Origin of the sequence: Nannocystis punicea (genome assembly GCF_026965555.1) — a bacterium.
GTDB lineage: Bacteria > Myxococcota_A > Polyangia > Nannocystales > Nannocystaceae > Nannocystis > Nannocystis punicea.
Window position 1 is genome coordinate 9,834,682 of record NZ_CP114040.1, and the last position, 25,743, is coordinate 9,860,424.

At 65.2% G+C, this 25,743-nt stretch carries 25 protein-coding genes and 1 pseudogene; 15 read left to right on the top strand and 11 right to left on the bottom strand.

What is annotated here, in order from left to right; genetic code table 11:
- The first annotated feature begins 225 nt into the window (after nt 1-225).
- The 3 genes from O0S08_RS37600 (at nt 226) to O0S08_RS37610 (ending at nt 2,185) form a co-directional block, all read left to right on the top strand.
- Nucleotides 226-486, top strand: a complete 261-nt coding sequence (locus O0S08_RS37600) for a MerR family transcriptional regulator (protein ID WP_269034286.1) — start codon at nt 226-228, stop codon at nt 484-486.
- A 268-nt stretch (nt 487-754) separates the two neighbouring features.
- On the top strand, nt 755-1,912 hold the full coding sequence (locus O0S08_RS37605; RefSeq protein ID WP_269034287.1) for a YaaC family protein: 1,158 nt from the start codon (nt 755-757) through the stop codon (nt 1,910-1,912).
- A gap of 78 nt (nt 1,913-1,990) precedes the next feature.
- A complete protein-coding gene (locus O0S08_RS37610) occupies nt 1,991-2,185 on the top strand; it encodes a hypothetical protein (protein ID WP_269034288.1) in 195 nt (64 codons plus the stop codon).
- 59 nt (nt 2,186-2,244) lie between these two features.
- Here O0S08_RS37610 and O0S08_RS37615 read toward each other — a convergent pair whose 3' ends face one another.
- From O0S08_RS37615 to O0S08_RS37630, 4 genes are all read right to left on the bottom strand, one after another.
- Nucleotides 2,245-3,885 carry a hypothetical protein gene (locus O0S08_RS37615; protein WP_269034289.1) on the bottom strand — a complete coding sequence of 547 codons (1,641 nt, stop codon included), beginning with the start codon at nt 3,883-3,885 and terminating at the stop codon, nt 2,245-2,247.
- Between the two features lie 264 nt (nt 3,886-4,149).
- A complete protein-coding gene (locus O0S08_RS37620) occupies nt 4,150-5,592 on the bottom strand; it encodes an IS1380 family transposase (protein WP_371879576.1) in 1,443 nt (480 codons plus the stop codon).
- Nucleotides 5,593-5,600: 8 nt separating this feature from the next.
- The gene (locus O0S08_RS37625; RefSeq protein ID WP_269034290.1) at nt 5,601-6,461 is read right to left on the bottom strand and encodes a hypothetical protein; all 861 of its coding nucleotides are present in this window, start codon (nt 6,459-6,461) and stop codon (nt 5,601-5,603) included.
- An 89-nt stretch (nt 6,462-6,550) separates the two neighbouring features.
- Nucleotides 6,551-6,913 (bottom strand): hypothetical protein, encoded by a 363-nt coding sequence (locus O0S08_RS37630; protein WP_269034291.1) that lies wholly within the window; start codon nt 6,911-6,913, stop codon nt 6,551-6,553.
- Nucleotides 6,914-6,999: 86 nt separating this feature from the next.
- On the opposite strand from O0S08_RS37630, the pseudogene O0S08_RS51445 reads away from it, so the two are divergent.
- Together O0S08_RS51445 and O0S08_RS37635 are read left to right on the top strand one after the other, a co-directional pair.
- Nucleotides 7,000-7,260 (top strand): annotated as a pseudogene (locus tag O0S08_RS51445) (transposase); the annotation flags it as partial.
- A gap of 16 nt (nt 7,261-7,276) precedes the next feature.
- Nucleotides 7,277-7,879, top strand: a complete 603-nt coding sequence (locus O0S08_RS37635; protein ID WP_269034292.1) for an IS5 family transposase — start codon at nt 7,277-7,279, stop codon at nt 7,877-7,879.
- Here the strand turns inward: O0S08_RS37635 and O0S08_RS37640 are convergent.
- The 3 genes from O0S08_RS37640 to O0S08_RS37650 form a co-directional block, all read right to left on the bottom strand.
- A complete protein-coding gene (locus O0S08_RS37640) occupies nt 7,853-10,150 on the bottom strand; it encodes an ATP-binding protein (RefSeq protein WP_269034293.1) in 2,298 nt (765 codons plus the stop codon). The two genes, O0S08_RS37635 and O0S08_RS37640, sit on opposite strands and share 27 nt — an antisense overlap.
- Complete coding sequence (locus O0S08_RS37645) at nt 10,063-10,518, bottom strand: hypothetical protein (protein WP_269041966.1); 456 nt, start codon at nt 10,516-10,518, stop codon at nt 10,063-10,065. Before O0S08_RS37645 ends, O0S08_RS37640 begins: the two co-directional genes overlap by 88 nt.
- Before the next feature lie 567 nt (nt 10,519-11,085).
- The gene (locus tag O0S08_RS37650) at nt 11,086-11,391 is read right to left on the bottom strand and encodes a hypothetical protein (protein ID WP_269034294.1); all 306 of its coding nucleotides are present in this window, start codon (nt 11,389-11,391) and stop codon (nt 11,086-11,088) included.
- A gap of 163 nt (nt 11,392-11,554) precedes the next feature.
- On the opposite strand from O0S08_RS37650, the gene O0S08_RS37655 reads away from it, so the two are divergent.
- The gene (locus O0S08_RS37655) at nt 11,555-11,902 is read left to right on the top strand and encodes a hypothetical protein (RefSeq protein WP_269034295.1); all 348 of its coding nucleotides are present in this window, start codon (nt 11,555-11,557) and stop codon (nt 11,900-11,902) included.
- Between the two features lie 114 nt (nt 11,903-12,016).
- Nucleotides 12,017-12,658, top strand: a complete 642-nt coding sequence (locus O0S08_RS37660; protein WP_269034296.1) for a hypothetical protein — start codon at nt 12,017-12,019, stop codon at nt 12,656-12,658.
- A 440-nt stretch (nt 12,659-13,098) separates the two neighbouring features.
- On the opposite strand, the gene O0S08_RS37665 is transcribed toward O0S08_RS37660, so the two are convergent.
- Nucleotides 13,099-13,407, bottom strand: a complete 309-nt coding sequence (locus O0S08_RS37665; protein ID WP_269034297.1) for a hypothetical protein — start codon at nt 13,405-13,407, stop codon at nt 13,099-13,101.
- A 227-nt stretch (nt 13,408-13,634) separates the two neighbouring features.
- On the opposite strand from O0S08_RS37665, the gene O0S08_RS37670 reads away from it, so the two are divergent.
- Nucleotides 13,635-13,973 (top strand): hypothetical protein, encoded by a 339-nt coding sequence (locus tag O0S08_RS37670; protein ID WP_269034298.1) that lies wholly within the window; start codon nt 13,635-13,637, stop codon nt 13,971-13,973.
- Nucleotides 13,974-14,251: 278 nt separating this feature from the next.
- Here the strand turns inward: O0S08_RS37670 and O0S08_RS37675 are convergent, their stop codons facing one another.
- On the bottom strand, nt 14,252-15,223 hold the full coding sequence (locus tag O0S08_RS37675; RefSeq protein ID WP_269034299.1) for an NAD-dependent epimerase/dehydratase family protein: 972 nt from the start codon (nt 15,221-15,223) through the stop codon (nt 14,252-14,254).
- A gap of 48 nt (nt 15,224-15,271) precedes the next feature.
- Between O0S08_RS37675 and O0S08_RS37680 the strand changes: the two genes are divergently transcribed.
- The 7 genes from O0S08_RS37680 to O0S08_RS37710 all read left to right on the top strand — a co-directional run bounded on the left by O0S08_RS37680 (nt 15,272) and on the right by O0S08_RS37710 (nt 22,797).
- A complete protein-coding gene (locus O0S08_RS37680; protein ID WP_269034300.1) occupies nt 15,272-16,030 on the top strand; it encodes a phytanoyl-CoA dioxygenase family protein in 759 nt (252 codons plus the stop codon).
- Nucleotides 16,027-17,343, top strand: a complete 1,317-nt coding sequence (locus O0S08_RS37685) for a M20/M25/M40 family metallo-hydrolase (RefSeq protein WP_269034301.1) — start codon at nt 16,027-16,029, stop codon at nt 17,341-17,343. The genes O0S08_RS37680 and O0S08_RS37685 overlap by 4 nt, the downstream gene beginning before the upstream one ends.
- A complete protein-coding gene (locus O0S08_RS37690; protein ID WP_269034302.1) occupies nt 17,333-19,675 on the top strand; it encodes an arylamine N-acetyltransferase in 2,343 nt (780 codons plus the stop codon). Before O0S08_RS37685 ends, O0S08_RS37690 begins: the two co-directional genes overlap by 11 nt.
- The gene (locus O0S08_RS37695; RefSeq protein ID WP_269034303.1) at nt 19,672-20,718 is read left to right on the top strand and encodes an NHL repeat-containing protein; all 1,047 of its coding nucleotides are present in this window, start codon (nt 19,672-19,674) and stop codon (nt 20,716-20,718) included. The genes O0S08_RS37690 and O0S08_RS37695 overlap by 4 nt, the downstream gene beginning before the upstream one ends.
- Complete coding sequence (locus tag O0S08_RS37700; RefSeq protein WP_269034304.1) at nt 20,703-21,254, top strand: TIGR00725 family protein; 552 nt, start codon at nt 20,703-20,705, stop codon at nt 21,252-21,254. Before O0S08_RS37695 ends, O0S08_RS37700 begins: the two co-directional genes overlap by 16 nt.
- Nucleotides 21,255-21,269: 15 nt before the next feature.
- Nucleotides 21,270-22,145, top strand: a complete 876-nt coding sequence (locus O0S08_RS37705) for a polysaccharide deacetylase family protein (RefSeq protein ID WP_269034305.1) — start codon at nt 21,270-21,272, stop codon at nt 22,143-22,145.
- 358 nt (nt 22,146-22,503) lie between these two features.
- Nucleotides 22,504-22,797, top strand: a complete 294-nt coding sequence (locus tag O0S08_RS37710) for a hypothetical protein (protein WP_269034306.1) — start codon at nt 22,504-22,506, stop codon at nt 22,795-22,797.
- A 443-nt stretch (nt 22,798-23,240) separates the two neighbouring features.
- On the opposite strand, the gene O0S08_RS37715 is transcribed toward O0S08_RS37710, so the two are convergent.
- Together O0S08_RS37715 and O0S08_RS37720 are read right to left on the bottom strand one after the other, a co-directional pair.
- The gene (locus O0S08_RS37715; RefSeq protein WP_269034307.1) at nt 23,241-24,083 is read right to left on the bottom strand and encodes a hypothetical protein; all 843 of its coding nucleotides are present in this window, start codon (nt 24,081-24,083) and stop codon (nt 23,241-23,243) included.
- 56 nt (nt 24,084-24,139) lie between these two features.
- Nucleotides 24,140-25,276: a nucleotidyltransferase domain-containing protein gene (locus O0S08_RS37720; protein WP_269034308.1), complete on the bottom strand. Its 1,137-nt coding sequence runs from the start codon at nt 25,274-25,276 to the stop codon at nt 24,140-24,142.
- Nucleotides 25,277-25,743: the final 467 nt, after the last annotated feature.

A 25,743-nucleotide genomic window follows, 5' to 3' on the forward strand; every position in this document is an offset into this window, starting at 1 on the left:
CACCCTGGCCAGGCCAGGAGCGGCTATCCTCGGTCTATCATCGGCCCATGCTCTGGTCAACCGCTGTTTGCGCGCGCAGCCGCGGGGCGCGCACCCGCCCACCACGCTAGCCCCAAGCACGGCGTGCCCATCGCGCCATCTCACGACCGGCGACCGCCGGCGCGATCTCGCGGCACAAGCCGGAACCCTTGCGGCAGCGTCGACGCGTCCGGTACCGTCCGCGCGGTGTCCTTCCCCCTCACAACCGAGGAATTGGCGAAAATGGCCAATCTCACCGTGCCCACCATTCGCGAATGGCGAAAACTCGGGCTATTTGTCGGGATCAAGACGACGAAGAAGGGTGGAAGCGGTGGGGTGCGGATCTTGTGGGCGGCCTCGGCTGCGGACAGGGTGGCGGAGATCGTGAAACTCAAGGGCGAGGGTTGGGGTACCGACGCACTGCGCGAGAAGTTCGCGGCAGAGGCGCAGGCGGGGCAGAACCGCTAGTCACGCGCGCACGGGAGAGCCTCTCCGCGGGGCCCGCGGTGCCCAGGATCGACGAGCCTGCCGGTCCGCTCAGGCGCCTTCTCTTGGTCGGCGCCCGGTGACCGACGGCGCAGGTGGCGACGGAGGTGGACCCGAGGTTGTCAGCGGCGTGGGAACCTTCGGTTGGGGGTCGTCGCGGACTGCAGCCCTCCGAAGACTGAGCGCATGCGCGGCCGCCTGCCCCGCTGATGCGTTGTCGTCTCGCGGGAGAGCGTGCTAGGTTGCCGACATGTCCACCAACGACGAGATCGCAATTGCCTCCGAAAACCCTTTGGAACAAATCTGGCTGCATCTCGCAAAAATGGAGAGCGTCGCTCTAGCACGTAAGGCAATCCTTGAACGAGCACAGCGATGCGGTTCTCAACTTTCAGACGATCTACTGGGACGGAAAGCGGTCGGTTTGGCATACACACTCAGAAACGCTCGAGATTTTCTTGAAGATCCCACTCGATCACATACGAAACAGATTCTTAATTCGTACTACGGTATGTTTTCTTTTCTTAGCGCCTTGTTGATTGCCAACCCTCGCAATCAGTACGATCTGGCAGGAGCAGAAAAAGCAGGGAAATACGGGCATGGACTGCAATCCGCCGAAGACAGTACAGCATCTTTTCCAGCCTCTCAGAAAGTCTACGTTAGCAACGACGGCCTCTTTAACTACTATCTGAAGGACGTTGGTTTTTCTGATGCAGAGCTGTCCCACGTGAAGTTTACCTCGCGGGTCAAGACGTTGCCCACACAACCTGAAGAGGTTAGCAAGCTCTTGAGCTTGGACGAACTTCTCGCAAGAATCCCCGAGCTGTCTTCGTTCTACTTTGAGGTCTCTGGCCGACGGCCGTTGACCGCCCAGGTGTCTTACGGCCTTCTCGACAATCGTGCAATGAGCCAGCCGAGTCAGCAGCCGCCACCGCTGCCGAAGACTTGGCTGAGGGTCGACGTAATCGGCAACTCTCCTGCGACCCCGGAGGAGCTTTTTCGCCACTTGGCGATCCCACTCACCGAGGCCAAGTTCCCGGAGCGTGTAGACTCCCATGAGAGGCCATCCGTCATGGGAGCGTTGCAGGCGGAAATAGCAGAAGGTAAGTACTGGTTTGATTACATTGATTTGTATGGCTCTGCCGCCTGTCCCAATTTCTGGGTCAAGCCGTTGTGGGCAAAGACATCGGACATGTTGTGCATCCATTTTTGCACCCTCTACATGTTGAGTATCATGGTCCGCTACAAGCCGAAGCTCTGGCGCGAGATTACCGAAGGGGAGAACAACGAGTACTTGGCGCTAATTCGCTCCTATTTGGCTGTTGTTCATCGGGCTGTGCCTGAGCTTGTCCTGTCGGGGATTCTGGACCGCCCCGTCCGCGCGGTTGTGCCGGGGTCCATCTACGCGTAGCCGGGCCTCCGGCTTGGCGACCGTCGTTCGTTACTCGGAGATCGAGACGGTCCTCCTCTGCTGCCCCCGCCGACGAAGGTGTCGCAAGGGTCGCCTGGCGGCGTCTTCAACCGCTTTCCCGCGTGGGCCATCGACCGTGCGCGCTTCGTGGCCCAGCGCCGAGCGGCCGGCTACACGACGGTCAAGGTGTTGGCGATGCTGGCCGAGCTGGACGCGCGCCAGAGGCTCAACCGGCCCGAGACGAAGAAGGGGCGTGGCATCGGCAGAAAGTAGCGCCTCGGAAGGGTTCACGTCACGACGCTGTCCGTGGAACGGATACTGCCGATAACGCGTCAGGGCGGACGCCAAGGTTTAGGCCATACTATCCGGCTTCCTCCGACCAGCCACCTCGCAATACTCGGCGGATGGTCGAAGCTGTGCTCGTACTCGCCACGCTCGGCAAAGATCAATGTAACACTCCAACAGAGCGCAGCGCCGGACGAGATGTGCGGTGCCAGCCACTGGCGACGCACGAACAATTCCCCCCCGACTCTCGAGCCTGCGCCAGGAAAACTTCTCTCGCACAGTTCGTCGTGCCAGAATCGGTAGTGACCGATCGATTCGTCTCCAAGTGTCAGAGTGACGCGATCTACCGCGGTGTTGATCGACGGCGAGCCGGCAAAAAGCCATGCCGCAGGAACGTGGAGACCACGCGACTGGCGTCCGGGCATGAGCCAATCCTGGGTCTCTGGCTGGAGGGTCCAGACCAGCGGAGCAACGAGCCAGTCACCGAGCTGCCGCGAATATTCTGTGAAGGTTATGTAACTTCCAGGCACAGTCAGGCGAGAAGGTATCGGTCGACAGATCACCCGCGGCATTCCTACGAGCTCCTCCACGGTCGGCCTCAGGGCACCTTGAGCCGACTGGAGAAATGCCTGGATGATAAGCTGGACGCTCACTCGTGGGTCGGCCCCGACTGGCCCGGCGGCGAACAGCAGTACCTCTTCGCCGATTGGATCTGCGCCTTCAAGATACTCAGATACAGTTTTGCCGACGACTTCGCCCAACCGCTCTTTCCCGCCGGACTTACCCGGGTACGCCGGCCACCAAGCGGGTCGTACGCTGGGACGGACGGCCCACAGCATCGGGTCCGCCATTGGCGCGATCCTAAAGGTCTGGAACTCGGCCCGGTCGACGCCAAGCCCGTGCTCGTCGATGCACCAGTGCAGCGCCCGCAGGTACGCGGAGCGTAGTAAACAGGACACTCGGTCGCTGATTGGCAGCGTGGGAATTTTGAAACTTCCGCGAAAATGGTAGATATCTTTGGCCGCTAGGGCGAGTCCGACTTGTTCCGCGAGCGCAGCCGCCTCCCACTCCCACTGTAGCGAGAACGGCATTCCCTCGTCATCCCATTCCTTGGCCCATTGGCGAAAAATAGGCGCGAGGTGTGCATCGACGATCTCATTGAAGTCCGCGATTCGCGAAAAACCTGCCGTCGGCTGCCCGGAATGACGTTTTCGATATTCGAGCAACTCGGCGTATAGCTGCCCTTCGGCTCCGAACTCTCGCAGCAGGACATTCAGACCGAGCGACGGTATCAGGTCGTCCGGACGAACGATCGCCATGCAAGTCTCGTCGGAAATGCCGTGTGCAGAACGCGCGAGCAGCAGCACGAGTAGGAGCATGCAAGAGCGGGCTTCGAGAGCCTCAGCGGCGTGCCAATCGAGTAGCGCTGTGGAGGTTTCCTCGCGCGTCTCGTCGGCGGCCAGGAGTGCAGCTACTGATGATGCTGCACGCTCCTGTACCATCCGCGACGGGCAGTCGAGGCGATCGAGCAGCAGGCGGAGTGACAGCGGGAGCCTTGGATGAGCAGGGGTCAAGGCCGGCTCGGGGAGCCGCATGTTGGCGGCCAGCCCAGCGCCCCAAGCGACCGCCGCATCGATGACGTCGTCTGCATGGCTCGTTTTGCCGACCGCGGCGAGGAAATGGACCATTCGCTCGGCACTCCAACTAGCCCGGATTTCTCACCACGGATAGGTGGGGCCCGCCAGGCGGCTGCCAGGCGGCGTGGCGGGAGATTGTTGGATGCCGTCGACGTGAGCCGCGAGGCCGCGCTCGTTAGGCTCGGGGCTGGCGCGAGATCGAGCTGTAAGAGGGATTACAAAGCTGGCTACGCGTTTTGGGTGACCTGAGCATAAGGACAGACGAACCCCGGCGCGCAGCGAAGCGCACCATTGTGTGACGGATGGCGAGGGCCGTCAGCGTCTCATGACGTGATGGCGGTGGAGGTTCTCGAGGACGCGCCACCACACGTGCTGGAGTGGGAAGACTGAGCTTAGGGAGACGCGGATCCTGCGGACCGATGCGGTGACGATGGCGCCGATCTTGAGCAGCCGCGTGCGGATCGTGGAGACTTGGGCGTGGGCGAGCTCGGTGCCGGCGAGGGCGAGTCGGCGGAGCTCGTTGAGGATCATGTAGGCGACGGACGAGAGCCACAGGCGGAGCTGGTTGGCGCGCAGCGTGTGGGCGCTGGTGCGGTCGGCAAAGAGGCCGAGCTGCTGCTCCTTGATCCGGTTCTCCATGTCTCCGCGAGCGCAGTAGAGGTCCTCGTAGAGCGAGCGCGCGTCGTACTCGTCATGCGAGAGGTTGGTGGTGACGAAGCGCGGGTTCTCCTTGTCCGTCGTGTACTCCGCCTTGCCGACCACCCGGCGCTCTCGTGACCACGTCCGGTTGGTCTCGTAGCGAAAATCCTTGAAAACGCGCGCCTCCTTGCCGGTCTGCTCGGAGATGGCGCGGGCCTGCTTCATCTCGTCCTCGATCTCGACGATCAGGCGCGAGTTCTTCTGCAGGCCGAGGACGAAGAAGAGGCCGTTGTCCTCGCACCAGCGCATGACCTCGTCGCGGCAGAAGCCAGAATCGCCGCGCACGATGACCCGGACGTCGGGCCAGCGGGCGAGGATCTGGCTGACGATCCTCTCGAGCTCCTCGACCGCGCCGCTCACTGGCTGCTTGTCGGCGGTGTTCAGCGCGGCGCCGAGGAGGAAGTCGCCGCAGAAGACGTACAGCGGCAGGTAGCAGTAGCTGTCGTAGAAGCCGTGGAAGAAGCGACCCTCCTGCTTGCCGTGTACGGGGTCGTCCGTCGCATCGAGATCGAGGACGATCTCGGCGAGCGGCCGATCGTGCGCGGCGAGAAATGTGTCGACGAAGAGGCGCTGGATGCCGTGGTCGTCGTAGCTGATCTTCTTGTAGCGCTCGTCGCCGGCCACCGTGGGCTTCGCCAGCTCCAGACGGTTCAGCGTGCTCTTGCCGGCCAACGCGTGACCCCGGTCGCGTTCCCGCTTGCGCTGTTCGCCGGTCGGATCGATCTTGCCTACCGCCAGCGCGAGCAAGGCATCATCGCGGAGCATGTCGTGGTCGTTCAGGTCTTCGTAACCACACAGCAGGCCCAGCACGCGCTGCGCGAGCAATTCCTCGACGGTGTGCTCGACGCGGCTCGGGTCGCGGTGGTCCCGGAAGCAGGAGGCGAAGTCCCGGAACACACCTGAACTCTCGGTCAGCTCGCGCAGCAACAGCAGGCCGCCGTCCGAGCTGACCCGTCCGCCGTCAAAGGCGCCCTCGACACGTCTCCGCCCGGCCGGTTGAAAATCGAACTCGGTGCGGATACACCTTGTCGTGTTCCGGCCGTACCCCTGGGTGGTCAGCAATCGTTTCACACCCGCTCGAACTCGGGAAGTACGGCCGGAATTCCTTCCCGTGGTGAGAAATCCGGGCTAGGTGCGCCGTCAATTCTCCGCCAATGCGGACGCGCCGTTTGCGCGATGAACTCTAACCACCTCGTCGGGAAATGGTTGTAAATCATATCCCAGATCCACCGTATCTCGCTGAGCGAGTACATGTACAGTTGCCATCCGTACAAGGCGTCGTGGTACGCGACCAACCACTCCCAGGCCGCTGCCGGGCCCCTCCGCTCGCGCGCCAATTCGACGACGAGCTTCGGGGTCTGCCTCTCGTGCGGGCGACCGTGCGTGTTCCTGTATTCGGTGAGAGCCGCGAGCAGTCCGTCGGGATCTACGCGATGCCAATAGGTTGTCCAGGCCGCGATGTGATCGTCACCGAAGTCCCGCGCGTCGTGAACTGCTTTTATGAATTCGGACAGTCTCGGCGGCGAATATTCCGCTGGGTCGGGCAACCGCCGCTGCCCGTGGTCATCCTCGAGTCGGTCCGACCCTCGATCCGATCCCTCCATGGAAACGGCCTCCCGACCGCAGAACGCGAGTATCCTTGCGAGGATGTCCCGTGCCGCGAGGTCGCCTCCTTGCGCACGCCCCTGAAGTGCTTGCAATGCCTCCTCGTGAACGAGGATTTGCCCCAGCGCCTTATCGTACGCCGACGTCAACGGACCCTGCCTCGCCCAGCGGGTGAAGTATGACTCCACGTCCCAGTGATGATTCTCGCGCTGAAGCGCTCTCAGGTACGGCACAAGTGATTCGCAAGCGACCTCCTCAAGCAACTCAGCCAACTCGCCAGGGAGGTATCGCGTGTGATCCCGGTCCGTGATCTCATTGATCACCTGCACCACCGGGGAGATCGCCGCCAGACGCGGCAAGGTGCGGTTCTGGTTCGCGTTTGGCGCTGTCCGCACGCTCTCGAGTACGTCCCTCAGGACGAGATCTTTGTGATATGATTGCGCGCAGCGAGAAATGCGATGGCTTGAACCTCCTCACGCGGCTCGTGATGGATGGTGCAAAACTGCGCAAGAATCGCGTACTCTTCCGCTCTGGTGTGCAAGAAATCCCTGCCGTTCGCCAGGCGGGTACGCTCGTGGGCGATTAAGAGCTTCGCTGCGTCGGAGTCGCCCATTCGCAGTCTGCGCTCGACGCGATCGTCGATCCACGCACGCGTGGACGTCCAGCCGCTAGCGAGAGCCGCCTCAATGACCCCATTGTTGATGGACCAGTGCTTGGTTACCGCATAGTAGAGATCCTCCAGATCCTGCGCGATTGCGACGACGACCTTTCTCACCTGCTCCGGCCGTACTAGGCTATGTCCGAAATCCCGAAAACGCCAGTTTCTTGGAGACATCGGGATTTCTTGATCTGGTCGGGGACATGACGCCCCGCGTTCCCCGCCACCAGCTCACGGACGACCAGTGGAACCTGATCGCGGACCTGTTTCCGACTCGCAACTGCAAGACGGGACGGCGCGCGAGAGATCGCCGGACGATCCTGAACGCCATCTTTTGGGTGCTCCGCACAGGAGCGCCGTGGCGTGATCTTCCGATCGAGTTCGGTCCATGGTCGACCGCGTGGGACTTCTTCAACAAGTGGAACCAAGACAGGACGTTCGACGAGGTGCTGCGACGACTCCGCAGCTGCGTGGTTTCGCATGACGACCCCCCCGCTGAGCTCTGGTGCATCGACGGCACGTCGATCCGCGCGGCTCGCTGCAGCAGCGGCGGGGGGAAAATCGACGAACCCAGAAGAACCGAAGGATCACGCGCTGGGGCGCTCCCGGGGTGGCTGGGGCACGAAGATCCACATCCTGTGTGACGCACACGGACACCCCCTCCACTTCCATCTCAGCGCCGGCCAGATCCACGACCAGACGATGGTCGACACCTTGCTCTGCGGCGCCGATGAGACTCTGCACGACGAGCACGGGACACCGATGGCTTGGCCCGTCGCGCTCGCCGGCGACAAGGGTTACCGAGCGAACTGGGTCGACCAGTACCTGTTGAAGCTCGGCATCAAGCCCGTAATCCCGAGTAAGGAGAACGAGGACCGCTCCCTTCGACCTGTCGCATTCGACAAGGCCGTGTACCGGCGTCGAAGCATCATCGAGTGCCTCATCGGCTGGCTCAAGGAGTCACGCCGGATCGCTACCCGGTTCGAGAAGAAAGCCATTAACTTCGGTGCGATGGTTAAACTGGCGTTTATCCACCGCTACCTGCGCCTGCGTGCTTCATGCGCGATTTCGGACATGGCCTAGATGGTTCTCAAAACCGCGGACTTCGAGAAAGAACGGCTCGATGGCCTTGAGCCGGCCAAGCCACCAGGCAGCGCCACCCCCCTCCTCTGCGACAGCGGCGGACGCGCCTGCCTCGGCGAGTTCGCCGAGCAAGGACAGAAACAACGACACCTCGGTTGCGCTCGGCCTGAGACCTGTCGGTTCGGGCGGCTCGCGCTCTTCAATAGCGCAGGCGAGACACGCGAAGAAGTAGCTGCGCGCTCGTTCTACGAACTTGCTCTCTTCGCGGCGAGGCTCATCGCCGCTTTCAGCGAACGATAGCGCACGGGGCAAGTCCATCGTGGTCGCCTTCGCGCGCCCCACCCACGATCGGTGGCAGCGGAAGAGCCCAGATTGTCGGGCCTGTGGGGTGTTGATCCAGCGATCGGGATCGAAGCCTTCCCGGCAGCCGAGCCTCACAATCTCGTCGGCGGCCTCCGACGGCGCGCCCCTTGGGTGATTGGCCAAGAACCGGAGCTCCTCCCGCTGCGGCTGGGTGGGCCCTCCAACGATGCAGTGTACGGCGAGCGCCCTCACGTAGCGTTCGGAAGAGCACCACCTCGGCTCTTCATCGTAGCTCCCGAGGTGGCGCCGGAATGGTCCCTCCGCTGGGTCGTCGAGGATTGCCGCCAGCAACGACGGTAAACGCTGCTCGAGAAGCGCCAACGAGCCGTCCGCACGATTTCCATGATAAGCGGAAGTGCGCCAGAGATCTGCGCAGCCGAGGAATAGCTCGCGGCAGATGTCGAGCTTTTCCGCCTGAAAGGCCACCTCAGAGGCTGCCACGATTTCATCAACAGACGCTTTGCTCCGGCGGGACGCGAACAGGTTGAGTTCAAGGTTGAGGTTGCGCGGCTCGCACGCTCGCAGCGCCTGCCAGGTTAGTCTTCCGAGGACGTCGGTCGCATCGGCAGCGGCGTGCAGGTAGTCGTCAAGGTAGTGCCGCTCTGTCGCTTTTCCCAGATCGCCCGACTCGAGGGCGGCCCATCCGCTCGCAGCCACCACACCGGCAATATCGGCGCGGCTACGGCCGGCGACCAGCGATTGTACACACCAATCGAGTGTGGCGGACGAGATCAGGGTCTGGTTGTCCCCGGCTTCGGCCCGCAGTTCCCACGCGTGTCGCCATCGCCAGTACTCGGGTGCATTAGTCTCGATCCATGCGATCACGCGTGGGCGAAGCGCCTCCGAAGCCGCTTGGTGTTCGGGGAGGGCCCGGACGAAGGCGCGCAAACTCTCGTGGAAGGCAGTCGTACCGGCTCGTGATGCTCCGAGTACGTGCCGGACCGAACGCTCGGCATGCTCAAGGCGTGGGATGTCGCCCTGGGTGGCAAGACACTGTATCAGGCCATTACGGGGCCAGGCCCAATCGAATTTGGCGAGCAGGTGGAGCAGTTGGTGGCCCTCCGGGGTGATGTTGTCCCAAAGTCGCTGATAGTAACTCGCTACAGGGCTGTTTGGCTCGAATCGAGGGAGCGCCCGAACTCGGGCGGGACGGAGTCCGACCCCGGTCTCTCGGGCGGCATTCAGAGTGTAATGCAGGATCAGTGGGTGACCGCTTGCCGTGTCGTTGAAAGCAGCAGCCAGTTCGTCGAGCATCCATTCTGATGAGTGCTCAGGGCCCGGCAAACCGAGTTCGTCCGTATAGTACTCGATCCATTTGCGAACCTCACTCAGGCTAAGGGGTGGAACCTCCAGCCATCGCTGGCGCGGGCAATGTTCGCGCAGATTCGGCGGAATGAGCGCCATGTCGACGGCCTGAGTTCCGATGACGAGGACGACCCCCTCTGGGATTGGCAGAAGTAGGTCGAAGAGACGGCGAAGTTCGTCCGCACTCCCAGTGTCGCGCCAAACATGATCGAGTCCGTCGACGATGACGACCAATGGGCTCATACCGGCTCGCCCGAGACCCGCGGACGCCAGGTACTGCGGCAATCTTTCCGCCACGGGGTTCGCACTGTCGGTTCCTGCTACGAGCTGCGCGTACGACGTACGCAACTGTCCGAGGAGCGCCTCGGCGGCCGTGCCGCATGCGGTTCGGAACCGGGTGGGATCGGTAAGCGAAAGAAAGTAGTGGTGTCGCACAACCGGCACGCCAGCGTCGTGAAGGCGGCCAACCAGCCAGCTGAGATACGTACTCTTTCCGGCCCCAGGGCTGCCCGTGACTACGACGACACGCTCCTCGCTACTCGAGATCCGGGGCCAAACTTCGCGGTCGCTCCATTCCTGGGGAGCGACGTAATCGTCCGGCACGGCGAAGCTTTGTGGGATGAGGGGTGGGATGTGCCATAGCGCAGCTTGCCGTCGCGCCTGGCGTCATCGAGCGAGGTCTTCCACTTCTGCAGTAGCGAGGGCTTCGGGCCTTTGGTTCCCTTCTCCCGTGTCGTCAATGCCTCCCAATCCCAGGGAACCGCAGGGTTAGTGCCGAACTTCACCTGTAACATGCGATGGGTGCCGTCGCGGAGTTCCGCTTGAATGTCGTCAAGTGAGCCGTCCATCGTCTCCAGGCGGACCCAGCGGTAGCGTTCTGGTTGTTCCAGCCATTGAACAAGGACTTCGGCCGACTGAAGATCTTGATACTCGTCGCCTGTGCGACGTGCTCCGGATGCCGTGAAGGTCACGCCGCTATCTCCTCGTTCGGGTGGTTGTTCGGGTCCCTTGCACCAACGGGCACACGTGCATGTTCAGACGGTACACCATAAGGGCCGAGCGGCGGTCGAGCTTCTCCCGGGTCGGCTCAGGGATCAAGGAGCGAAAACACGCATGCGCCAGCCTCGACCGTCGCTTCGCCGCTTCCATAGCCGATTTCGAATCGTGGACAAACCCGACTTCGCACCGCAACCCTGCTCGAAAACGAGCATTCTTTCGTTCCCATAGGTGGGGCTTTCAAGTTTCGGTAAAGGCTCTGCGCAAATTTGCGCAATTGGAAAAAAGCATCCTCACAAGATGAAGACTGCTCGCAGAGTTGCCGCACCCGATGAGCGCCGCCATTCTGGCTACGCCGGGCACGTCGTCCGGACCCCGACACCAGTCCGGAGCAGGATCATCAGGAGATCCGGATAATGAACTTTACTGGAACCGAAACATTGGATGAAGTATTGGCGGCTGTTCTCACGGCCCACGACAAGATCCCCCTTACGGAGTTCCGTCTCTTGTTCAGGAAGGAAGGAGAAGATTGGGTTGTTGCCCTAGACAGCGAAGGGCGTAAGAGGGCGGCTCCGTTCCGAGATACGAACGGACAGCAACGCCTTGATCTTCGACCAGGCCAAGTCGATCGGGGCTGAGGTCGGGAGAGTAGGCGGCAAGTACAGGGGCGCCGCGCCGTAGGACTCGATGAGTTGCTTGCGGCCGCGGCCGTCGATGGTCGTCGCGGCATACAGGTGCATCCTGAACGCCGAACTGAGAGCGGCGGCCGACGTGGATGCCTCAAAGGCGTGGTGCGCGCCCAGTTCATCCGGCTTCGTTGGCTCCGTCGCCGCAAGGCGGCGTGCCACGATCGGATGATTTGGGTGCGAAAGCTGCCCAGGCGGCTGCCGCTCGCGTCGGTCCGGCCGCGCGGGCGCCGGGGCTGAGGCGGGCGCCACCGCGGTCGCGCGCACTACCATCCTCACCTGCCCGGGCTACCACCTCGACCAGCACTGGGGGCCGCTCATCAACGTGCCCCGCAACGCGATGGGCGACGAGCAGTACCGGCAGGCGATCCTGACCCGCATGCTGGCGCTCCGCACCGCAGGCACCTCGACGCAGCTGATGTACATCGTGCGCAAGGTCGTCGGCGGCAAGCCGACGATCAAGTTCTCGCCGTTCTACCCGAAGGCCTGGGTCATCACCGTGCTGGAAGCCGAGCCGGCGCTGCTGCAGCTCATCGCGCCGCTGCTCGGCCGAGCGGGTCCCGCTGGCGACGGCCCAGCAGGCGATGGGGCAGGTCGAGCTGCTCGACCTGCCGGTCCGCGGGCTCGCTTTCGTTCTGCGAGTACGCGCGGCTCTGCGCCCTCTGAAGCATAATTTGCGGTAGTCTTTGATGACTATGGGTCATAGCCCGCTGAGAGCGGGCTTGCTGAGCGGGCCCGGACGGGATATTCTTGCTTTATGAAAGCATGGCGTCTAACTCTGTGCGCGATGAGTGGCTTCTTGGCCGCAATGGTTCTCCCTGGCCGAGATGCTCATGGTGATATCGACAATTGTATTGATGTGGTGATGGTTGGTGCGATTGGAGCGCATCTGGCGACCGACCTGTGTGTGAATGACGTGGTGTCCGATGTGTATGGTGCCACGCCGGCCGAAGACCACGCTTCGGTAAAGCGTTATGGCCGTTGTGCAATTCGCCCTGCTGGTCGAGGGGGGCTGTGTGCCGGACGGGTGTTTATCTCTAACGGTGGACTAAAGGTGTATCGTGTATTCGGCTTCCCGGCAGGCAAATCTAGCGGGTGGTGGTCGTTAGAAATGCCGATGGAAGAAACCTTGAGTGAGTATAGAAGCAAAAACGTTATTTGTAAAGAGTGGAACTCGGGGAAGAAAGTTAGGATCTGTCAGCTCAAGGCTGGCGTTCCTTTTGTGATCGGGCCGGGTCAGAGCACGGACTGCGAGATCGGGAGCTTAGGATATTCGCCCAGAAACCAGGTCTGGATTCCTAAGCCAGAGACCGGCTTTGAGGTTTTTGAAGGAGAATGCGAAGAGAAGACCTTGCTCTGGACCGACGTCCCCGGACCGGAGCGGCAAGAGCTAGGCGCGGCTCTTGAAGTCGACGCGACGGGCGACTAGGCGCAGGTCATGGCGACCAAGCCCGTCGACAACCTGCCCGAGTGGGCCGACAACTCGGACGGCGGCAACTACCTCGGCGGCCCATACGCGGGCCAGCGGGCGTAGGCATTTGTGTGCCAGAAGGTCGAGCTCGCTGTCCAAAGAACGCGGTTCGGACCGCCGCAGTTCCTCATCTAGCGAATTGCCATGCCAGTTCCCGGACGGGGTTCATAATCATGCGGCGGACCGCGTACTGACGGGCTCGGGCCCCGATCTACTAAGCGTAAGCGCCCTCGGAGATCGACGACGAGAGCCTTCGACGATCGCGGGCGCGCCTCGCCGCCGACGTCTTCACGTCACGCTAGCGAAGCGAGGCCTGGTGCCGATTGCCCCCAGATGTGGCATGTCCATTCGGCCTCAGGTCCCCCCCCGGGGGGGCCGTGAAATCTGCTCGCCGCGCGCTAGAATGGAGAACCGACAACCCAGCAGGAGTCTGCACTTTGAAACGCGCCTTGAAATACCTGGGCCTCAGTTGCGTGCTTCTCTGCAGCTTCAATGTCCACGCCAGCGCCGTCCGGTTGGGGCTCGAAGAGCTGACCAGCATCGGTAAAAGAGTGCTCAAGAGATTGAAGACCGGCGGCGAAGGTGCTCTGAATGGCGCTACCCTCAAAACAGCTCTTGAGAAGGAATTTGCACCAGGCGGTAGGCTTGCGCATCTCAAGAATGTCGACTCCGACAACCTTACCCCCAGCCAATGGAAAGATGTCCACGATGTGATGGCAAGCCTTGCCAGGGAGCCTCACTATTCTGATTATTGCGGATCTTGCGTCTCGCGCGGCAATCCCGCGTTCACAGCGGCCGTAGTCTCCCCCCCCACGGTTAGGACTGGAGACTTGAAGTGGATTATTGAAGCCGTTCCCCAGACTCTTGAGGCACTCCAAGATTCGCTCAAGGCTCACTCCCGGGGAAAAACTTCAATCGCCTTAGCATAAAAGAGTTGCGTCGGATTTGGTTGGTCGGCCAAATTCGAGCTTCAGCCCAAGGAGAAAAGAGGTTGTTTATCGATCGCCTCTTGAAATTCGTGGATGTCGAAGACGGAGACGAGTTGCTGGCCATGGCCCTCCTTGAGTTGGACTTGGTGACCGTGAAGGGCGTGTCAAGCGACCTCAAGCGAATCTTGAGAGAGAATCCAGACGCCTCACCTGCACAGCTCAAGGTTCTCTTTGAAAAAGCCTTAGCCAATAAAGGAAACGGTCACGAGGTCGATGGTCGGATGACCAGTATCGCCAGTACGTTTTTTGCCAAAAAATGCTTTGGCCTCCAAGGGAGGAACTAGGGCCGGCCGCGACGACTGTACCGCGCAATGACGACGGCGCGGAAGGCCGCAAACCCGTCGCAGCGCTCGATCGAGATCGACGAGAAGAGAGGCGCTGCCGAAGGCGTCCTCGGACCGCGAGCAGTACCATTCTGGGCAAGCTGCCCGGCTCGCTGACCGAGGAGCTGCGTGGCTGTCGCGTGGACCAGCCTGCTTCCAGGTCACTCCGACAACCACGCCACCGTAGCGCTTCTGGTGGGGGCATCGCGCTGGTGACGATGAATGTTCCTGCGAACACGTCATGTGTCGCTCAGGCCACCCGCCAGGCGCTGCGCTCGCCACCAGCGCCACGTCGATTGCAACCCTTCGGCGAGCGAGATCCGCGGCGACCATCCGAGCTCGCGCGCCGCGTGGGTACCGTCGGCAAGCTCGCGGAGGGTTTGCGGGGTGCGCTGGAGGGTGTGCCGGATCGTGCCGCCCCCCGCGAGGGCGATGATCCGCCGCGCGAGGTCGAGGGCGCTGATCTCCTCGGGCGCGGCGAGGTTGACGGTGCCGCGGAACCCGGCGTGGCGCACGACGGTCGCCAGACCGTCAGCGACGTCGTCGACGTGCATCGGCGAGCGCGTCTGTCGCCCGTCGCCGTGGACGAGCAGCTCACCCCGCTCATCGGCGGCGCGCATGAAGCGGGCGACCGCCAGGGCCTCGCGCATGCCCGGGCCATAGACCCCCGGGAACCGCACGATCGCCGCGTCGAGTCCGAAGCTGGCCACCATCCCCGAGACAACCTGTTCAGCCGCGAGCTTGGTCTGCGCATAAATTTCGGTGGGGTTGGGGACGGCGCATTCCGGAGTCGGGTAAGTGTCCTGATTACCGTAGACGCACAAAGTCGAGGCGAGGACGAGCCGGCCCTGGCGGCGGCGGACGACGTCGGCGACGCAGGCGGTGCCGAGCACGTTGATGCGTGTGGCCTCGACCGGACGCTCGCGTGCTTCGTACAAATCGGCATAGGCGGCGAGGTGAACGACGGTATCGCCAGGTTCGATAGCCGAAAGCAGGGCCCGCTCGTCGCAGACGTCGTGGCCGTCGTGGAGGTCGAACGGGAGCGCCGGATAGCCGTTCGCGGCGAGCCGGCGTACGAGGGCGGCGCCGATGAAGCCGCGACCGCCGGTGACGACGACGCGCCGAGGGGCATTGCTGGACGGTGACGACACGCGCATGTCCTGTCCCAGAAGGGTGAAAAAGAGGCTGCCGGGTCCCGCCGGGGGCGTCAAGAGTCCGCTTTTCTCCTGGCGAGCGCTCGGATATGCTGGCGTCCCGCCATGGAGCTCAATCCGGCCCAGCTCGAGTCGTTCGCTGCCGCGGGTTACCTCGTCGTCGGTCCGCTTTTGCCACCGGAACGCGTCGAACGTCTGCGCGCGGCACTCGACGAGCTGTGGAACGCGTGGTCGGCCGAGCTCGGGGTCTCGCGCGCGGCCTACTGCCGGGTGGTATCGCAGTGGACCAACCTGTGGGAGTCCCACCCGGCGTTCGCCGAGCAGCTGCGCGACCCGGTGTGCACGGCGATGGCCGCCAACCTGATTGGTTGCCGCCGGGTCCGAGTGTTCCACGATCACGTGATCTCAAAGCCGCCGGGGCAGTCCAGCGCCGTGCCATGGCACCAGGATTATCCGTACTGGCCGCTGCAGGCCCCGCGCGCCGTATCGCTGTGGCTGGCGCTGGACGATGCGACGCCGGAGTCGGGGTGCATGCACTTCATGCCGGGCGCGCACCGCGAGGGTGAGTGCCCGGCCGTCGATTTCCTAAACGATAGCAAGGACTGGGGGCCGCGGCGCTTGGCCGTGCGCGCGGTCCCGGTCCCGGCCGGATGGGGGATCTTTCATCACTGTCTTTCGTGGCACACGACGCCGGCGAACACGTCGGAGCGCCCGCGCCGGGCGTACATCTCGATTTACATGGACGCGGATTGCACCTACGACCCGGCGCATTCACAGTGGCACCCGATGAACGCGCGCGTGACCGTGCCGCCGGGCGGGGTGTTCAACGACGATAATTTTCCGATCGTCGGCGAGGCACCGTGACGACGATCAGCATGTTCTCGTCGAGCCGCGACCTGCGCGAGGGGCTCCACCGCTCCCTCTCGCTGATTCAGGCAGCGACCGGGTTCGGCGCCGAGGCGGACGCGCCGTGGTGGATCGCGGTACCGGAGGCGCAGCGGGCGGCGGCGGAGCGCGGCGACCTGAAGATCGAGTCCCTGGCGCCGCTGTTCACGACGCCGGAGCGCCACGCCCGGTTGCTGACCGCGTTCGCGCGGGTCGGCGCTGCACCGCCCCCGCCCGCGGAGACCCTCGCGGAGATGTTCGCCGATGCGGTGCTGTCGAATCGAGCGCTGGCGGCGCACGCGGGGCGCGATGTGTACGGGGCGAGCAACAAACGGCTGTGGGACGTGCTGGTGAGCCCGGTCGCGCAGGCCCTCGACGCGACGTACGGCGCGGGGCTGATGGGCGAGCCGAGCGGTGACGTCCGGGAGAGTGCGCCCGTGCCGGCGGTGCTGGACTTGCTGTCCCGACTGATGACATTCGACACCCGCCCCGAGGGGGCCGACCATGACGCCTGCGCGCAGTGTTTGGCGGAGTTGCTCGCCGCGCGCGGGTTCGAGGTCGAGCTGCGGCGGGCCGAGGGGCACGCGCCGATCATCACGGCCACGCGCGGAGCTCGCGGGCTCGACGGCGAGCTCGTGCTCTACGGGCATTACGACGTCTCGCCGGTTGAGCCCGGGCGAGCGTGGCGCTATCCGCCGAATCGATTGACCGCGGCGGAAGGGCGCCTGTGGGGGCGCGGGGTCGCGGACAACCTCGGACCGCTGGCGACGCGGCTGTGGGCGCTGGAGACGCTCACCAAGGCGCCGGCGCTGCGGTGGATCATTCAGGGCGAGGAGGAGCGCGGGTCGCCGCTGGCCCACCGTGTGTTCCCGGAGCTGCTGGCGGGGCTACGGCCGACGCTTTGGCTCGAGGAGACGGGCTACCATGATCACGCCGACGGGACGCTGCGGCTGCTCTCGCGCACGATCGGCGCGGCGCCAGACGCCAGCGAGGCGCCGGACGCTGCGCTCGAGCGCCTGCTGCTCGGGCTGCGGTTGCTGATGCGCAGCCGCAGGCTGGGGACCCGCGCGGAGACTCGCGGGCTCAACAAGGACGTCGTCGAAGGTGGCTGCCCGTTCAATCGCAACCTGCCGCCCGGAGCGCGTTACATCGCGCTCGGGATCAACGACTCGCGCGCGAGGATCCACGCCCCCGACGAATCGATTCCGGCGTGGACCGGAGGGCTGCACCGCGACGAGCTAGCGCTACTGTTCCGCTGGGCTCACCGGGTGGCTGGCGAATATGACCCGTGATCTGCCGGTGCTCTCGCCGCGGACGCGACGGGCGTACCTCGAGCGGCTCGGGGTGGCGGCGGTCGAGGTCGATCTCGCAGGGCTGACGGCGCTGCAGGTGGCGCACCTGCGGGCGCTGCCGTTCCACAACCTGTTCCTGCTGGCCGGCGAGGGCGCCGATCCGGGCCTGCCGTCGATCGAGGCCGCCGTCGAGGGCGCGCTCCGCGGCGAGGGCGGGACGTGTCACCTCCTGTCGCCCCCGTTCGTCGCGCTGCTGCGCGCGCTCGGCTTCGACGCCTGGCTGGCGGCGGGATCGGTGGGCGCCCCCGGCGATCACATCGTCGGCGTGGTCCGCCTGCGGGAGGGCCTGTTCGTGTGCGACGTCGGCAACGGACACCCGTATTTGCAGCCGTTCCCGCTCGCCGCCGACGAGCACGGCCAGACGGCGTACGGCTGGCAGTTCGCGTTCGGGCCCTGCCCACAAGGACAGGCGGGCGCGACGCACCGCCTCCGCCGGCGGCTCGCGGACGGGTCGTGGAAGACGGTCTATACGCTCGACCCGCGCCCGGTCGATTACGCGTCCTTCGCGGCGATCATCCGCGAGCACCACACGCGCGTCGGCTTCGGTCCGTTCATGACCGGGCTCCGCGCGGTGCGGATGACCGCGGACGTGTTGGTGACGCTCCGGGATCACCAGCTCGAGCGGTTTCATCGCAGCGGGCGGCTGACGAGCCGGCGCATGGTGGCCGACGAGCCGGCGATCGGGCGCGTGCTGGCGCGCTGCTTCGGCCTCGGGAGTGCACCGTGGCTGGCGGCACTGGCGGCACTCCGCCGGCGCCATCCGTTAAGTTGGGCGCTGCCGGTGGAGGTGACGGCGGAGCCGCTGCGCGTGCTGGCGACAGTCGGGGTCACCGATCGCGCGAGTGCGCTGTCCCGTCTCGGAAGCGGGCTGTTGCGAGCGCGTAGCCGGGCGGGGCTGGCCGCCGACGCGGTCGGCCTTCTGGCGCTCGACAACGGGGTGCAGGCGGGCGCGCTGGCGACGGAGGCGGCGGCGCTGCAGGCGGAGGGGTTGCCGACGATCGTGGTGCCCGCGGACATGGCGGCGGAGTGGCACGCGCGGCTGGTCGCGGGCGGCCTCGCGGCGGACTCGCCCGAGTCGCGGCCGCGCTGCATCGCCACCTGTCGCGCGCTGCAGGTCGCGGCGCTGTGGCGACATTTCACCGTCGAGCCGGGGCTCGGCGCGCTCCCCCGCGGCGGCTCGCCGGCGGTGTGGATGATCGACGACGATCTCGAGTTCTCGCGGCTGGAGGTGGAGGGCGACGGCCTCGCGCTACGGCCGGCCGACGACGTGCTCGTGACCGCGGCGTCGCTGCGGCGAGACCACCCGGAAGTGTCCGTGCTGATCGGCGGCACGACCGGCTGTCCGCCGGTGCCGGGGTTCACGATGCTGGCGTCGCAGATTGTCGATCTGGCGGCGCACGTCGAGCAGGCCGGGGTGTCGTCACCCGGTGCGCGGTATGTCCCGACGAGGCGGGATCGCGCGCGCACCGATTACCACTACGATCTCAGCGATCACGGACCGGCGTACCTCGAGGCGTTCTCGTGGGAGTCGATCGATGGCGCGCGGCTCGACACGCGCGCGGCGCTCCTCGCCCACCTACAAGCGGTGCCGGGGCTCGCGTGGGGAATGCCCTGTACGCGCCTGCTCGTGCACGACTCGGCGGCGCCGCTGGTGCCGACCACGGCGCGCGGCGGCAATGCGTTGTTTTTCGACCTCGACGCGCTGTTCGCGGCGCCGCCGCTTGCGCTGCGCTGCCGCGACGGGATCGTGACGCGGCGCGGCGACACAGTGTGGGGAGAGCTCATGGCCGGGCAGCCGGCGACGGTCGTCGTGCGCGGGCCGTTGTCGCTGCACCACGTCCGCCGCGCCGGCGATCACAGCGCGCCGCTCGTCGGCGCCCAGGGATCCCAGGGTGCGATGCGGCGGTTCGCGGAGGCGCAGCTGCGCGGCACGACGCTCGCGCGGCTCGTCGCGGTCCGCCGAAGCGGCGAGCGCGTCGAGGCGCTGGCGGTGCTCGCGGAGCGCACTCGCCGGCAGCGCGACGCGATGGCGTGCTTCTGGCAGCGCCTGTCGCGGCTGTCCGATTGGACAGCCGACCGCGCGGTGTGGTGGCACGACGGCGGAGAGGTGCTCGCCGCCCTCAAACAGGCCCTCGCCGCGCTCGCCGCCGTCGCCGCGACGACGGCGGAGCTCGGCGGGGCGACGGCCGAGCCAGCTGTCGCCGCGGAGCTCGAGGCATTTGCCGCGTCGATTCCGGCCGCCGTCGCGCGCTGGAAGGAGCTGTGGCGGTGAAGGTCTTGGCGACGATGGGTTACTTCGACGCCGGCGGCGACGGAGCTCTGTGGGGCCTCGATCTCGCGACCGGTCGCGCGGACCTGCTCTTGCGCTACACGCCCCCCGTTGCCCTGCGCGTGCCGACGCGCGGCTTCACCGGCGGGTGTTGGGGCCCCGATGGGTCGCTCTACATCGCCGGGCACGCGGCCGTGTTCCGCATCGATCCGGGCCGGTGGGCCGTCGACGGGGTGCTGCACGTGCCGTCCTTCAACGACCTCCACCACGTCGCCGCTGACGACGAGCGGTTGTACGTCGCCAACACGGGCAGCGACGCGATCGACGTGTTCGCACGCGATGGGCGCTTTGTCGGCAGCCACCATCTCGCGCCCGGATGGCTGCTGGCCCGGCGAATGACCGGATCGACGCCCGGACGCGAGGTCGACGTCGCGGCGTCGCAGTGGGACGGCGAGCCGCCGCCAGGATGGACGCACGAGGCCGGGGACGACGGCTACCACACGCCGGTGGCCCAGCGCGTGACGACCCCATACTGGCGGTCGAAGCTGCCGGATCGCTTTCACCCGAATCACGTGTGTGTCGCCGCGGGGCGGGTGCTCGTCACCTGCCTCAACGACGGCTCGATCCGCGAGGTAACCGGCCTGACGACGGTCACGCATTTGCCAGGCACGTTTCCGCATGACGGGCTCCGGCGCGCCGACGGGCTATGGTTCACATCGATCGACGGCGGCATCTGGCGGCTGTCGGGGGCGCCCGAGTCGACCGGAGACAGGGCGGAGCGTGTGTTCGACGTGTTCGCGTCGACGGGTCACTGGGGGTGGTGCCGCGGGCTATGGATCGACGGCGAGGCGCTCGCGGTCGGGTTGACGGAGGTCCGCGCCGATCGTCTGCCGCGCCACCGCTGGTCGGAGCGAGCGCCCGCCGGCTCGGAGACGTCGGTGCTGTGGATCGAGCGGTCGCGGGGGACGCTGCGCGGCCGCGTCGATCTGACCGACCGGGCGCGGCACGCGAAAATCTACAGCATCCTGCCATGGAGCGGACGATGAGACCCATCATTGCGATCGTGGGGGGAGCCCACGCCCCCGCGCCGGTGTTGGCCGCGGCCGAGGCGCTCGGTCGTCTGGTGGTGGACGCCGGGTTCCGCGTGGTGACCGGAGGCTTGACCGGTGTGATGGAAGCAGCGTCGCGCGGCGGTCGATCGGCGCGCGGATGGTTCGAGGGCGCGGTGCTCGGGATCCTGCCGGGGCTGGATCCGGCGGCGGCGAATCCATGGGTCGACGTCGCCATTGCGACGGGCCTCAATCACGCGCGCAACGTGGTGGTGGTCGCTAGCGCGGACGTGGTGGTGGCGGTCGGAGGCGGCGCCGGGACGCTGTCCGAGATCGCGCTCGCGTGGGCGCACGGAAAGCCGGTGCTCGGCCTCGACGTCGGCGAGGGCTGGTCGAGTCGGCTGGGCGGAGAGGTCCTCGACGACCGTCGAAGCGAGCCGATCCGGCGCGCCCACGGCCCAGAGGACGCGCTGGCGCAGATCGTCGCGCTGTTGGCAGCCCGGCCGGGCAACAAGCCGCCGCCGGTATTCTGAGCGGGGAGACACGTGGTGGGCACGCGGATCTGGATGTATCACCGGGTACTGCCGCTCCAATTGACGGCGTTCGGACACCCGAGCTGTTATCACCTGCGCGAGACGGCCATCACGCCGGAAGTGTGGGCCGACGATTTGCGAAGGCTCCAACCGGTGATCGCCCTCGAGGAGGTCGTTGCGGCGCTGGAAGCCGGCACTGCGCCGCCGGCCGGGAACGTGCTGACGTTCGATGACGGTTATGCCGAGTGGTCCGGGCTGGTCGCCGACAGCCTGCGCGCCGCTGGGGCGACGGCCACCTTCTTTGTCACCACGGGCATGCACCGGGCGGCCGCGCGGCCGCAGGCGATCGACGCCTACTACTGGCTGCTCGACCAGGCGCGGGCGCCGGTCTGGCGTGTGACCTTGCCTGGCGGACAGGTATGCCACGGCGACCTGCGCACGGCGGCTGGCAAGCGCTGGCTGGTGATTGAGTCGCCGATCAAGCGCGCCCTGGCCCGGGAGGGGGCGGAGGTGCAGGCGGAAATACTCGCCGCGGTGGAGCAGGCGGTCGGCGTGCGGGTGGCGCCGGATCTCGCGGCCGCGCTGTACATGGACGAGACGCAATGGCGGCGCCTCGCGCGCGCGCACACGCTCGGCGCCCACGGTGTTACGCACCGGCCCTGGACGGCGCTGACGGCCGACGAACTCGCCACGGAGCTGATCCAGAGCCGGGAGGTGCTGGAGGGCGCTACCGATGCGCGGGTTGAGTTCGCGGCGTATCCCGACGGGGCATGGGACGCGCGTGTGATCGCGGCGACACGGGCCGTGGGATACCGCGCGGGGCTGATCGTGGGCGACACGGAGCGGCCGGGGCTGTTCACCCTGGCCCGGGTGTTTCGCCGCGGGGACTGACGGGTCGAATCATCGAGGGGGCCCGGGCGCGCCACACGGTGGCATAACAGGTCGGCGCGGGGTGGGCCAACAGGCGCGGCAACGCGTGCAGAGCAGCGACTCATCCGCAAGGCCCGCGGCAGCATCCTCGAGTGCAACCCAGACGGTGCGCTCGCCACCGTCGCGGTCGTGAGCAGGCATCTCGCCGACGGCTCCGGCGAGGCGAGATTAACGGTCGCAGCGTCCAGGGGAGGTTCGGCCGCTGCGTCGCCGACTACGCCAAGACCGCGGCACTCGGCCCCGACAGCATGTTGAATTTCTTTGCTTTAAGACCGTGAAGCGTGAAGCGTCAGCTGGTCGAGCGCGTCCACCACCGACCATGACGACGCCCTTCGAGCGCTACCTCGCGTCCATCGCCGCCTCTTTCCCCTCTCTCAAGGGGGCACCGCTGAACCCCTGGAACGATGATGCCTTCCGGGCATGGGCTGAAGCTCAGCCTGAGAAGACCGCGGCGTGGTGGGCAGCTCGCTTCGTCCTGGCGTTCGGAACGGCAAGGCGACGAGCATGGGTGGCGAAGAGGCGTCCACCCGGCACCGTGGTGCGCTACGGGTTCGACATCTTCGAGGCACAGGCTGCGTGGACCGAAGGCGATCGGCGAGCCGCCGCGATCTGATTGCTGACCGCCGGCGAGCCGGCGCCCGCGATCGAGCCCGTGGTGATGCGATGCTCGTGCGAGCCACCGGTGATGATCACCGTCGATATCGTGCGGCTGAGCCGGAGCCCGATCGTGTGCCACCGCTGCGAGTGCCATTTCATGCAGTAATGGACGTGGGCCGCCGCTCCAGCGGGGCCGTATGCTGGCAGTCGGACGACATTGGATGCAGGCGACGACGGCGGTCGTATATCCGCATCGTTTGGCGCGGGAGCAGAAAGCAGGCGAGCACGAACCCACCACGCTGGCCATCACGCTCTTTGAAATCCGGGGTGGCCGTGTCTCACGCAACATTAGCAGGTCGGGGAACCTCGGCCGCGAAGTCCTTGGCCGAAAGAACTGCCTGTTCCTCGGCAGCGACGCCCTCCCACGGAATCACGTGTTCATGACTACCACTTGATAGGCTACCCTTTGGACGAGCGCGCAGAACTACCGGGCGACGATTGGGTTTGCTGGAGTGTGGTAATGCGTTCCCATTTCTCGTTCGCTATCTGTTCGGTCTTCTTCCAGAGGCGGTCTGGAAGCACTGGAGCAGCGGCGAGAGCGCAATCATAAGTCGAGGTCCAGCGCTGGATCTCTATTTCCGCGCTCGGGCCTCGGGACCGACGTAGAGTAATGAACTGGCCAGCACACTCGTGTGCAGTGAAATGCAGGTCTTTATAGGCAAGCCAGGCGTCGAGATGTGGTCCCAGGGTCAGACCGGCAACGAGCGCGAGAGCGGCCTGGTTGGTTTGAAAAGTCACGGCACCGTCAGACAGTGATGACAAGATAATAATCAAAAGCGAGGACATTATCCAAAGTCCAAAGAAGACAAGACGGCTCTCCCGAGCGCCTCGTTCCGCAATCAGCTCTGTCTGCAGTGCAGATTGCGTAAGTGCATCGATGAGTCGAGCTCGACCAACAGCGGCGTGTGTGTTATAATACACACGATCAACCTCCACGGCCCCGAGATCGAGTCGCTCTGATGGGGCGGGCAGGTCGTGTACCACGCGGGGCGAGGGTTCACGTCCCAGTGTTTCGAGTTGACGATGCTCTCGGCGGATTTCCTCGCCCCGGCCGTAGGCGGTACGGCTGAAGCGGGTGAACAGACGGGATGCGACCTGAAGGGCCACGATCGTTACGAAGAGAATGAGCGTGCCCCACCATGGGAGATCGAGTGCGCTGATCGCGGCAACCGCCGCAGAGATGTAGGAAATCACGAAGACGGCGCGCTGGTGATCCTTGGCCCGCTTGTAGTAGGCGACCATGGCGCGCTGGAATTCCCCCTCCCGAGAGGGGCCCGAAGCTGTAGGCGGAACGAGGGTCATGCCTTGAGGGGGAAATTCCTGTTGAAGATGACCTGGTAATGGCCGAGCGCTTCGTTTATCCGGCCGGCCCTTTCAGCCTTCAGCGCCGCGTCAAGACGCTCGAGCGAGGTCTGGAGGACTCCACGGAGCTTCTTGGCCTTGCTCTCGGTCGATGCGAGGCAGAGGGACTCGGAGATGCGGAGCGGGTCGGGGTAAGGACTGTCGACGTATTCCAGGAGCCGGGAGAAGGCGCCGTGGAGGAGTTCGCCATAGGACTTGACGCCCTTGCAGACGCCGGAGTCGGCGAGGATGATCTCGGAAGTGAAGGAGTGGAGTGAAAGCGACTTGCGGCAACGGGCCCAGTACTTCACGAGCATGCAGATCTTGCGGAGCTTCCCTGTGGACGCTTCATTCTGCTCCATCAGATACTTGTTGTGTGCGACAGGGTTGGTCCGTAGCCATCCGCCCTCGCTCGCGGGGATCTCATAGAGGCCATTCATCTGGGCAGAAACCCGAATCGCGGGGACCACATCAACGGCGTAGCTTCCTTGGCCGAAGTTCACGAGCACCGACGGACCGCTCTTGCCGATCTCGGTATCGCGGAATCGGGCCGCGAGCTCAGCGCGGACGTTGTTGAGGATAGTTGTGCTGGTCTTGCGATTGCCACCCCATAGGGCACTACCTGGGGGGAGGACAGCGAAGAGATCGAGATCGCTGGATTTCCTGAGGTAGGTGTTGCGGGCGTGGCTGCCCACCGGGAGCACCGTGGCTTCGAGGTACGTCTCGAGGCGCCGGGTCACCGTGTGCTGGTGGGATGCGTACTTGTCGCGTTCACCATGCGTGGGCTCCAGGAGGTCCACCAAGCGTTGGAAGCGCAGGCGAATTTCGTCGGGGGGTTGCTCTGCCTTCTTCCTGCGTGAAACAGGCGTGGCTCGGCGGATCGCGGCCTCGTCCTCGAGATCCAGATCATCGGGCAGGTCCACCTCTTCTTCCTCGACCTCGGGTTCGAGGTCCCTCTCGTCGTCGTAGTAAACAGTCGAGCGCCGCCGGCGACGCGACTTCTTGTGGCGGTCACCGAGAAGAGAGGCGAGCAACGTGCCGCCGATGAGAACAGCGAAGCTGCCAATGATGAGTTTTTCGCCGTTGCTTGTCATGATGGAGCTCGTCCTTCCAACCGCTTCGTGATCGAGGGCCTAGCGATCCTGACAGGTGAAGGCGCCACCGAAGGCTAACACAGCGACGGCAACAGTTTCATCGCGGTGGCAGCCGCGCGCAGGCCCCCGGGAGGGTGCTCCTGCCCGAGTTGCTGATCGGAGGAAGGTCGTCTTGCCGAAGCCGGGTTGGCCGACGAGCAGCAAGCGGTCGTGTTTCGGCAACGCGGCCGTCGAGGCGCTGGAGCGCGCCGGCGACCCCGCGGCTGATCGTCGCGTACCGCAGGGTGCTGCAGCTCGGGACGCGGCGAGCCCGGGCAAGCGGAAGGGCTGCATCAAATGCGCTCGATCTCGCCCTCGCCGGCGACGACGCGCCGCCGAGCGAGGATTCAGCGCTCGCGCGTGGGGCGCGTCGACGGGCTCCCGCGCCGCCGCGTCGTCCATCCGCCCGAGACCGTGAGCCCTGCTTC